The organism is Actinoplanes sp. NPDC026623 (assembly GCF_040638275.1).
In the GTDB taxonomy this organism is placed as follows: domain Bacteria; phylum Actinomycetota; class Actinomycetes; order Mycobacteriales; family Micromonosporaceae; genus Actinoplanes.
The window spans coordinates 1-9,585 of record NZ_JBEZXZ010000272.1 but is presented as its reverse complement, the minus strand read 5'-3'; the positions used below and the strand labels follow the sequence as shown (position 1 = coordinate 9,585).

Genomic DNA, 9,585 nt, shown 5'->3' with positions numbered 1-9,585 from the left:
GCGGTCCGCCAGGCCTGCCCGGGGCTGAGGGTCATCGCCGGCGCCTCCGGCCGCTGGTGGCCCCCGGCCGCGGGCGGGGCCGCCGCCGCGGTGGAGGCCGGCGCGGACGCGGTGCTGGTCGCGCCGCCGCGGCTGGGCGGCTCCCTGAGCGACTACTACGCCCGGGTGGGCGAGGCGGCGGCCGGCGTGCCGGTGCTCGCGTACCACTATCCGGGGGTCGCGGGCGGCCCGGTGCCGGTCGACGCGCTCGGCGCGCTGGGCGTCGCCGGGATCAAGGATTCCAGCGGCGATCCGGCCCGGCTGGGCCACGAGCTCGGCCTCGGCGGCTCGCTCGCCGTCTACACCGGCGCCTCGGCGCTGCTCGGGTACGCGAGCTGGCTCGGCGCCGCGGGTGCGATCGTGGCCGCGGCGAACCTCGTACCGCAGGAATGTCTGGCGGCCTGGGACCGCGACGCGGCGGCGCAGCACGTGGTGTTGCGCACCGAGCGGGAGAGCCGGTCCCTGCCGGGCGGGCTCAAGGAGGCGATGGCCCGCCGCTACGGCACCTCACCGGTACGCAGGCTGGGCTGAGCCGGTTGGAAAAGTGATATCACTTTGATAGTGTGCGGACATCGCCCAGCCGAAGGAGCCTCACATGACGGACCACCTCGACCTGCCGGCCCCGCAGGTGCGCGAGCGCATAGCCCGGGGCGTCTCCGGCTGGCCGGTCGTCGGCCTGTCCGTCCCGGCGCTCCTCGCCGCCTTCGTCGTCTTCATCGTCGGCGTGCGGCAGGACGACTCCACGGTCGTGCTGAGCCTCGTCGGCCTCAGCGTCCTGCTCGGGCTCGCGGTCCTGGTCGCCTGGGCCGGCCTCACCCCGGTCGCGCCCGGCGAGGCTCGCGTCGTTCAGCTGCTCGGCCGCTACACCGGGACCGTGCGCACCAACGGGCTCCGCTGGGTCAACCCGCTCACCGCGCGGCGCCGGGTCTCGACCCGCATCCGCAACCACGAGACCGACGTGCTCAAGGTCAACGACGCCGACGGCAACCCCATCGAGATCGCCGCCGTCGTCGTCTGGCACGTCGAGGACACCGCCCGCGCCGTGTTCGAGGTCGACGACTTCATCGAGTTCGTCGCCATCCAGACCGAGACCGCCGTCCGGCACATCGCCAACAGCTACTCCTACGACTCCCACGACGCCGCCAGGATGTCCCTGCGCGACAACGCCGACGAGATCACCGCCCGGCTGTCGGAGGAGATCGGCGTGCGGGTCGCCGCCGCCGGAGTGAAGATCATCGAGTCCCGGCTGACCCGCCTCGCCTACTCGCCCGAGATCGCCCACGCCATGCTCCGCAGGCAGCAGGCCAACGCCATCGTCGCGGCCCGCACCCGCATCGTCGAGGGCGCGGTCGGCATGGTCGAGATGGCGCTGCTGCGCCTCGCCGAGAATCAGGTCGTCGACCTCGACGAGGAACGCAAGGCGGCGATGGTCAGCAACCTGCTGGTGGTCCTCTGCGGCGACAGGGACGCCCAGCCCGTGGTCAACGCGGGCACGCTCTACTCGTAGGCGCATGGCTACCGAACGAAAGAAGCTTCTGCTCCGGCTCGACCCCGTCGTGCACGACGCGCTCGCGCGCTGGGCCGGCGACGAGATCCGCAGCACGAACGCCCAGATCGAATACCTGCTGCGCAGGGCGCTCGCCGACGCGGGCCGCCTGCCCGGGGGAGTCGGCCGGATGCGCGGACCCGGCCGGCCCCCCGCAACACCCGACCCGGAAGAGGAATGACATGGCCGTGCCCGACAGCCTTCCGCAGCGGGTCTTCCTGCTGGCCTACAACCCCGACAAGGGCCGGGTCTGCCTGGGTACCCACCTCGGCGCCATGCTCCGCGCGGCGGCCCTCGCGGAGCTCTACCTCGGCGGCCACCTCACCGACGAGGGCGGCGGCGCCGCCGTCGGTGCCCGGCGCCCCGGCCACGATCCCGTCCTCGAGGCGATCCTCGAGGAGATCGCCGGCTCCAAGCCGCGCAAGTGGCAGTCCTGGGTCGACCGCGGGCAGCGCGCCACGGTCGGCGCGGTGCGCCGGCAACTCGCCGACGCCGGCGTGGTCCGCCTCGAACCCCGCAGAATCCTCGGGCTGTTCCCCACGACCAGGGTGACCGTCCGCGACCCCCGCGTCCGCAAGGAACTCCTCCGCCGGCTCAGCGGCACCCTGAGGAACCCCATCGGCAGGACCGACCCCGCCGACGCGGCGCTCGTGACCATCGTCGCCGCGGGCAACCTCAAGCTCGTCCTCGACCGCAGGACCAAGCGGGCCAACAAGCGGCGCATCGAGGGACTCACCGAGCTCACCGGGCCGATCGGCCCCGCCCTGCGCAAATCGGTACAGACCGCCGAGGCCGCCGCCGCCGGCTAAGCCCTGCCAGGGCCACCCTTTGCCGCGTTGCCTGCCGCGCTGGAGATCGATAAGAAGAGACGCGCCCTGTGCAATTGCCGCACCGGCGGCTCCATACAGGGCGTAGTCGGCTCCCGTCATGTCGGCAGGGTACAGCCATGGCCAACGGGCCATTTGCCGTGCCGCGCCTCACCCCGCCGGACCCGCACTCGCTGTCCGTCAATTCAGGTTGCCCAGCAGTGTGTAAAGCTTTCACGTTGCCCGCTCGGTGAGCGTTTAGCGATTCCTTGCAATCAGGATCGACCATCGCCCAACAGGCATCGTGTTCCCCGCCGGCCGGACTTCGGCGCGTGACCGAAATGGCCGGCGGGGACCACGAAAGGGAGAGCGCTGCCGGTCAGCGGCGGCTGACCAGATCCTTGGCGGCCGGCGCCGGCGCGACCCGCGCGGCGGACGACGGCGCCGGTGGCGGCGTCACCGTCCAGTCCGGGTGGCCGGGCATCGGCGGCGTCTTCGCGCCGTAGAGCCAGTCGTTCAGGAAGCCGTGCAGGTTCTGCCCGGAGATCCGGGACGCCAGCGCGATGAAGTCCTGGGTCGAGACCGACCTGCCGCGGTTCAGGGCCACCCAGGCCCGCTCGAGCGTCTGGAGCTTGCCGACGCCGATCCGCTGCTGCAGGGCGTACAGGACGAGCGCCCCGCCGTCGTACACGTTGGGGTTGAACACGTCCCAGATGGAGTCCGACCGCAGCGGGTGGGCCACCGGGCCGTAGCGCGCCCGGTAGATGTCGCCGCGGGCGTAGGCGGCCTTGAAGTACGCCTCCCGGTTCGGGGTGCCGGTGTACTGCTGGAAGACGCCGGTCTCCTCGGCGTAGAGCAGCTCGTACCAGGTCGCGTGGCCCTCGCTCTGCCACACGTCGCTCCACGACCACGGCGCCACGCTGTCGCCGAACCACATGTGCGCCAGCTCGTGCGTCATCACCGGGTCGAGCACGAACTTCGGCGCGCCGAACAGGCTGGTGTCGTAGAGGGAGATGGTCTGGGTCTCCAGCGCGAAGCCCAGGTCGGTGTCGACCACGAGGGAGCCGTAGTTCTCGAACGGGTAACGCCCGACCTTGCCGATCATCCAGGACAGCTGCGGACGCTCGACCGCGGCCTTGGGCAGCAGGTCGCCGGCGAGACGGCGCGGGACGACGTCGCGGATCGGCACGCCCCTTACCGGCGGCCGGGTGTGCACGACGAAGTCGCCGACGGCCGCCTGGATCAGCTCGCTGGCCATCGGCTTGGACTCGCGGTAGACGGACGAGACGTAGCCGCCGTGGCGCTTGTCGCCGAGGTGGCGGCCGTTGGCGACCGCGGTCCAGCCCGCCGGGGCGGTGAGCGTGATCGTGTACGTGGCCGTGTCACGCGGGTGGTCGTTGCTCGGGAAGTAGTTGTGCGACTGGTCCGGCTGGCCCGCCATGAACGTGCCGTCGGCCGTGGTCACGAAGCCGGCCGGGGAGTCGGCGTTGGCCTCGATCGGCGTCGACTTGTAGTCGCTGACGGTGACCCAGAAGCGCTTGCCCCGCTTCAGGTAGTGCCGCGGTGTGATGACCAGTTCGTCGCCGTCGCGTGCGAATCCGGCGGCGGACCCGGTTCACCTTGACCTTGCCGACGGAATCACCGCCGAAGTCGAGGTTGAAGCGGGAGAGATTCTGGGTGGCGACTGCCGTGATCGTCACGGTGCCGGTCACCGTCTGCTTAGGATCCTTCCTGGGATAGAGGACCCGGAGGTTGTAGTCCTGCACGTCGTATCCGCCGTTGCCGAGCAGGGGATACAGCCGGTCCCCGAGGCCGGCCGAGCCCGGTGCCGGGACGCCGCCGCCCGCGTATGCGGGAGCGGCCACCCCGGCGGCCGCGACGAGCACCGCCGCGCTGCCGGCCAGGAGTGCAGACAGACGACTGCCTATGAACGTTGTCATGGCGGGTGACGTTACGCGTTCAGCCGGATACCGCAATCCCGTTCCATCCGTCGATCGCCGAGGTGCGCCCGTGCCTGGGCCGGCTCATCCCGCCGAGGACGCAAACCGCCGGGTGGCACAGGTGAGCGCCCACAGGAGCACGCCGACGGCGAGCAGGACCCCGGCCACCCGGTAGTCGGCGGCGGCCCGGCCCGACATCGGGCCGGCCAGGTAGGCGCAGGCCGCGGCGCCGACCACCGGGATGGCGGTCGGCGCCCTGAAGTGCCGGTGCTCCACCCGGTCGCGGCGCAGCACCAGCACCGCGACGTTGACTACGGTGAAGACGCAGAGCAGCAGCAGCGCCGTCGTGCCGCCCAGCGCGGTGAGGTCGGCGAACCAGATCAGTCCGAACGCGACAAGCGTGGTGAAGACGATGCCGGCCCACGGCGTGCGCCGGACCGGGTGCACCCGGCCGAGGAAGCGGGGCAGCACCCGCTCGTTGGCCATGCCGTAGAGCAGCCGGCTGGCCATCAGCATGTTGATCAGGGCCGAGTTCGCCACCGCGAACATCGTGATGAACGCGAACACGGACAGCGGGAAGCCGGGCGCCCCGGCCTCGACCACCTTGAGCAGCGGCGCCTCGCCCTCGCTCAGGTCCGCCGGCGAGACCAGCGTGATCGCCGAGACCGCGACCAGCACGTAGATCAGCCCGGTGACGCCGAGGCCGGTCAGCATGACCTTCGGGAAGATCCGGACCGGATCCTTGATCTCCTCGGCCATGTTGACCGAGTCCTCGAAGCCGACCATCGCGAAGAACGCCAGCGAGGTGGCGGCGGTGACGGAGAAGAACGCGGTCTCGCCGGGCGGCGAGTTGAACTCGACGAGCCGCGAGACGTCGCCCTCGCCGCCGCCGATCGCCCAGGCGCCGATGCAGATGACGATCAGCAGGCCGGTCAGCTCGACGCAGGTCAGCAGGACGTTCAGCCGGACGCTCTCGCCGACGCCCCGGAAGTTGATCAGGGCGATCAGGGTCATGAAGCCGATGGCGACGGCGGTCAGGCCGGTCCCCTCGCCGATCGACAGGTCGAACGCCTCGGCGAAGTTGCCGGCGAACGCCTTGGACGCGCTGGACGCCGAGGTGAGGCCCGAGCACATCACCGCGAACGTGACCATGAAGGTCAGGAAGTGGATCCCGAACGCCTTGTGCGTGTACAGGGCGGCGCCGGCCGCCCGCGGGTACTTCGTGACCAGTTCCAGGTAGCTGAACGCCGTGAGCACCGCGACGGCGAACGCGAGCAGGAACGGCAGCCACACCGCGCCGCCCACCTGGGCGGCGACCTTGCCGGTGAGTGCGTAGATCCCGGTGCCGAGGATGTCGCCGACGACGAAGAGCAGCAGCAGGCCCGATCCCATGACCCGCTTCAGGGCGGGCTGTTCGCTCTCGAGCGTGCCGCCCCGCGCTTCCGCGTCCGCCATAGCCGCGCACCTCCACGTCGACCCGCGCCGAAATCTCACGGTAGGCGATCGCGGGGGTGCGCGTCGTTCGAGTGGGTTCGTGTACGCGTATCGGGTGTGACCGGTTTGGCCGTGGCCGACGCCGGCGTGACGGGGCACTCTATTTAATCGATAGGAGATATGGGTATCCTGTCGGCATGACGGCGCTCGACTTCCACTGGTTCCTGCCCACCAACGGCGACAGCCGCGACATCGTCGGCGGCGGGCACGGCGTCCCGGTCGGCGCGGCCGGCGGGGTGCGCCCGCTGACCATCGGCTACCTCGGCCAGATCGCCCGCAGCGCGGAGCAGCTCGGCTTCGCCGGCGCGCTCACCCCCACCGGCGCCTGGTGCGAGGACGCCTGGCTGGCCACGGCGATGCTCACCGAGGTCACCGAGCGGCTCAAGTTCCTGGTCGCCTTCCGCCCGGGCCTGATCTCGCCGACCCTGGCCGCGCAGATGGCCTCCACCTTCCAGCGGCTGTCCGGCGGCCGGCTGCTGCTCAACGTCGTCACCGGCGGCGAGTCCAGCGAGCAGCGCGCCTTCGGCGACTTCCTCGACAAGGACGCCCGATACGCCCGCACCGACGAGTTTCTGGGCATCATCCGGGCGCTGTGGCGCGGCGAGACCGTCAGCCACCACGGCGAGCACCTGCGCGTCGAGCAGGCCCGGCTGGCCCGGCTGCCCGATCCGGCGCCCCAGATCTACTTCGGCGGCTCGTCGGCGGCGGCCGGCCCGGTCGCGGCCGCGCACGCCGACGTCTACCTGACCTGGGGCGAGCCGCCGGCCCAGGTGGCCTCGAAGATCGCCTGGATCCGTGGGCTGAACCCCGCGATGCGCTTCGGCATCCGGTTGCACGTCATCGCCCGCGACACCGCCGCCGCGGCCTGGGCCGAGGCGGACCGGATGCTGCAGGGCGTCTCGCCGGCCGACATCGAGGCGGTGCAGGCTGGCCTGCGCCGCAGCGAATCGCAGGGCCAGCGCCGGATGCTCGACCTGCACGGCGGCAGCCGCGACGCCCTGGTGGTGGCGCCGAACCTGTGGGCCGGGGTCGGCCTGGTCCGCGGCGGCGCCGGCACCGCGCTCGTCGGCAGCCACACCGAGATCGCCGACCGGATCGCCGAGTACGCGGGCCTCGGCATCACCGAGTTCATCCTCTCCGGCTACCCGCACCTGGAGGAGGCGTACTGGTTCGGCGAGGGCGTCCTGCCCGAACTGCGCCGCCGCGGCCTGTGGCGGCACCCGGACGGCGACGTCGGCACCGGCGCGGCGAGCATCCCGTTCGCCGGCGTACCCGCCCAGGCGGCGGGCGACCACGACCGCGCCGCCCTCGCCGCACCACGATGAGCCCCGCCACCGGAGAGGCCCGCGCCACGTAGTGTCGGCGGCATGGACCTGCTCGCCAAGGCCGCCGAACTCATCGCCGTACCGTCCACTGCGGACCGGCCCGAGGAGCTGGCGCGGGCGCTCGAGCTGGTGCTCGACACCGTCGGCCCCGGCTTCACGGTGGAACGCTTCGTCTCGCGCGGCAAGCCGAGCGCGCTGGTCGGGCCGCCGGGCCCGCGCCCGGTGTTCCGGATCCTGCTCAACGCCCACCTCGACGTCGTGCCCGCCGACGCCTACGAGGCCCGCTTCGACGGCGACCGGCTGTACGGCCGCGGCGCGCAGGACATGAAGATCGCCGCGCTGGTCATGGCCGACGTCTTCCGGGAACTGGCGCCGACCCTGCCGTACCCGCTGGGGCTGCAACTGGTCACCGACGAGGAGGTCGGCGGCCACGACGGCACCGCGCACCAGATCGACGCCGGGGTGAGCGCGGACTTCGTGGTCATCGGCGAGCAGAGCGCCCTGCGCGTCGTCACCGACTCCAAGGGGCTGTGCCAGGTGCGGCTGCGCGCCACCGGCACGGCCGCGCACGCCGCCTACCCCTGGCTGGGCGACAACGCCCTGGTGACGATGGTCGGCGCGGTGCAGGCGCTGCTGCGCCGCTATCCGGTCCCGGCCGTCGAGAAGTGGGCGACGACGGTCAACGTGTCCCGGATCGAGACCGCCAACCAGGCCGTCAACCAGGTGCCGGCCGACGCCACGGCCTGGCTCGACATCCGCTTCCCGCCCGAGGACACCGACTTCAACGGGCGTACCCCGCACGAGATCGTGGCCTACCTGCGCTCGGTCACCGGGGTCGCGGCCGAGATCGACAGCCTCGGTCCGCCGCACCACGCCGACCCGGACGGCGGCGACGTGGCCCGGCTGCGCGCGGCGGCCCGGCGCGCGGGCTTCTCCGGCGACCTGCTGCGCAAGCACGGCGCGGCCGACGGGCGGTTCTACCACGCCCGCGGCGTCGACGCCGTCATCTTCGGCCCCGGCGGCGACGGCCAGCACGGCCCGCACGAGTACGCCGACCTGACGACCGTCACCCCGTACCGGAATGCCCTGGTCTGGTACTTGACAGCGGTCGCGGCGAGCCGGGAGTGAGCGCGGCGCCCGGGCTCAGGCTGCGGTGAGCCGCCGGGTGAGTTCGGCGGCCCGGGCCCGCTGCACGGACCGGGCCTGGCCGAGGACGAACGACCGCAGCAGCCGCGGAAACGTGACGCGCACGGTCTCGGTGACGGCGGTGCCGGCGCCGTCCGGCACCAGATCGACGGCGGCGACCAGGCGCACCCGGCCGGGGCTCACCACGTCGCTGAGGATCCGCCGGCCGGGCTCGGGAAAGGTCATCGTGACCCGGATGTGGTTGTCGTAGCTGAACGGGCCGAAGGTGAACCGCTCCACCGAGACGTAGGAGACCTGGTCGCCGTCGCGCCGGACGTCGCGCACGGCGACGATCAGCGGTGACAGGCCGATGTAGCTCTCCGGCACCGCGAGGTGGGCGAAGATGTCCTCGGCGGGCGCGGGAACGTGGAACGAGTGGCTGAACTCTTCGGTCGGCACGCGGCCATCGTCGCAGTTGGCCCGCTTCGCGCCGGCGGCGCACCCGGAACCTCAGGCGCGGCACCCGGTCGCCCCGGACGACCACGTGCGGACGCCGGCCTTCTTCCGCGTACGGGTGTGCGCCGCCGGCTACGACCGGGTCTCTTCGCGGCCTGGCCCTCGCGGCGATCAGCGTGCTGCTGCCGCGGCGACCGGCTGCCTGAGAATGGTGCGGAGCCGGTCGGGCGCCACCCGCCGGGAGTCGCCGAGGTAGATCTCGTGGTGCCTGCCGGTCATCCGCAGCCCGTTGCCCGGGATGAACTCCCCGTGCATCCGGGCCAGCACCTCGGCCTCGTCGTCATAGGAGCCGACGTGCAGCCCCTCCGCGGCGGCTGCACGAGGTGCGGCCCTCAAGAGGACAGGGACGCGCGTGACAGACTGCCCGGATGGCTACGGAGCTGCGCGTTCTCGAAGGCGGTGGCGGCGGCGGCCCGCTCCTGGTGCTGCTGCACGGCCTCGGCGGGACCGGCGACGTGTGGAACGGCTGGTCGGCCCTGCTGCGCCGGCAGTGGCCCGGCCGGTGGCTCGCCCCGGACCTGCCCGGCCACGGTGGATCGGCGCCGCTGGACGCGTACACGTTCGACGGGCTGGCCGACGCGGTGGCCGGGCTGATTGCGCCGGACGCGCCCACCGTCGTGCTCGGGCACTCGCTGGGCGGGGTGGTCGGGCTCGCGCTGGCCGCGCGCCGCCCCGCGGCGGTGCGCGGTGTCGTCGGGCTCGGCATCAAGGTCGCGTGGAGCGACGAGGAGCTGCTGCGGGCGCAGGCGCTGGCCCGCCGGCCGCGGGCGTGGTATCCGACCCGCGACGAGGCC

10 protein-coding genes and 1 pseudogene are annotated in these 9,585 nt (G+C 72.5%); 7 read left to right on the top strand and 4 right to left on the bottom strand.

The window, feature by feature from the left end:
• The 4 genes from AB0F10_RS41580 to AB0F10_RS41565 all read left to right on the top strand — a co-directional run.
• The coding region (locus tag AB0F10_RS41580) for a dihydrodipicolinate synthase family protein (RefSeq protein ID WP_360638905.1) at positions 1-570 on the top strand (570 nt) is incomplete at its 5' end.
• 64 nt (positions 571-634) lie between these two features.
• Entirely contained in the window at positions 635-1,546 is a 912-nt protein-coding gene (locus AB0F10_RS41575; protein WP_360638901.1) for an SPFH domain-containing protein, read from the top strand.
• A gap of 4 nt (positions 1,547-1,550) precedes the next feature.
• Complete coding sequence (locus AB0F10_RS41570; protein ID WP_360638898.1) at positions 1,551-1,766, top strand: hypothetical protein; 216 nt, start codon at positions 1,551-1,553, stop codon at positions 1,764-1,766.
• Position 1,767: 1 nt separating this feature from the next.
• Positions 1,768-2,394 (top strand): GPP34 family phosphoprotein, encoded by a 627-nt coding sequence (locus AB0F10_RS41565; protein WP_360638895.1) that lies wholly within the window; start codon positions 1,768-1,770, stop codon positions 2,392-2,394.
• Between the two features lie 376 nt (positions 2,395-2,770).
• Here the strand turns inward: AB0F10_RS41565 and AB0F10_RS41560 are convergent, their stop codons facing one another.
• Together AB0F10_RS41560 and AB0F10_RS41555 are read right to left on the bottom strand one after the other, a co-directional pair.
• A complete protein-coding gene (locus tag AB0F10_RS41560; RefSeq protein WP_360638892.1) occupies positions 2,771-3,856 on the bottom strand; it encodes a M1 family aminopeptidase in 1,086 nt (361 codons plus the stop codon).
• A 559-nt stretch (positions 3,857-4,415) separates the two neighbouring features.
• Positions 4,416-5,786, bottom strand: a complete 1,371-nt coding sequence (locus tag AB0F10_RS41555; RefSeq protein WP_360638889.1) for an APC family permease — start codon at positions 5,784-5,786, stop codon at positions 4,416-4,418.
• A 176-nt stretch (positions 5,787-5,962) separates the two neighbouring features.
• Between AB0F10_RS41555 and AB0F10_RS41550 the strand changes: the two genes are divergently transcribed.
• Both AB0F10_RS41550 and AB0F10_RS41545 read left to right on the top strand, forming a co-directional pair.
• Positions 5,963-7,150, top strand: coding sequence for an LLM class flavin-dependent oxidoreductase (locus AB0F10_RS41550; protein ID WP_360638886.1), 1,188 nt, complete (start codon positions 5,963-5,965; stop codon positions 7,148-7,150).
• Positions 7,151-7,192: 42 nt separating this feature from the next.
• Positions 7,193-8,278 (top strand): M20/M25/M40 family metallo-hydrolase, encoded by a 1,086-nt coding sequence (locus AB0F10_RS41545; protein WP_360638883.1) that lies wholly within the window; start codon positions 7,193-7,195, stop codon positions 8,276-8,278.
• Positions 8,279-8,293: 15 nt separating this feature from the next.
• Here the strand turns inward: AB0F10_RS41545 and AB0F10_RS41540 are convergent, their stop codons facing one another.
• Positions 8,294-8,734, bottom strand: coding sequence for an SRPBCC family protein (locus AB0F10_RS41540; protein WP_360638880.1), 441 nt, complete (start codon positions 8,732-8,734; stop codon positions 8,294-8,296).
• A gap of 168 nt (positions 8,735-8,902) precedes the next feature.
• Positions 8,903-9,097, bottom strand: a pseudogene (locus AB0F10_RS41535) (GyrI-like domain-containing protein); the annotation flags it as partial.
• A gap of 62 nt (positions 9,098-9,159) precedes the next feature.
• On the opposite strand from AB0F10_RS41535, the gene AB0F10_RS41530 reads away from it, so the two are divergent.
• On the top strand, positions 9,160-9,585 hold a 426-nt coding region (locus AB0F10_RS41530), incomplete at its 3' end, for an alpha/beta fold hydrolase (RefSeq protein ID WP_360638877.1).

Bases quoted from the DNA above. Each gene is read 5' to 3' on its own strand.
- AB0F10_RS41570 (WP_360638898.1), top strand. From the start codon at position 1,551: ATGGCTACCGAACGAAAGAAGCTTCTGCTCCGGCTCGACCCCGTCGTG.
- AB0F10_RS41575 (WP_360638901.1), top strand. From the start codon at position 635: ATGACGGACCACCTCGACCTGCCGGCCCCGCAGGTGCGCGAGCGCATA.
- AB0F10_RS41550 (WP_360638886.1), top strand. From the start codon at position 5,963: ATGACGGCGCTCGACTTCCACTGGTTCCTGCCCACCAACGGCGACAGC.
- AB0F10_RS41565 (WP_360638895.1), top strand. From the start codon at position 1,768: ATGGCCGTGCCCGACAGCCTTCCGCAGCGGGTCTTCCTGCTGGCCTAC.
- AB0F10_RS41555 (WP_360638889.1), bottom strand. From the start codon at position 5,786: ATGGCGGACGCGGAAGCGCGGGGCGGCACGCTCGAGAGCGAACAGCCC.
- AB0F10_RS41545 (WP_360638883.1), top strand. From the start codon at position 7,193: ATGGACCTGCTCGCCAAGGCCGCCGAACTCATCGCCGTACCGTCCACT.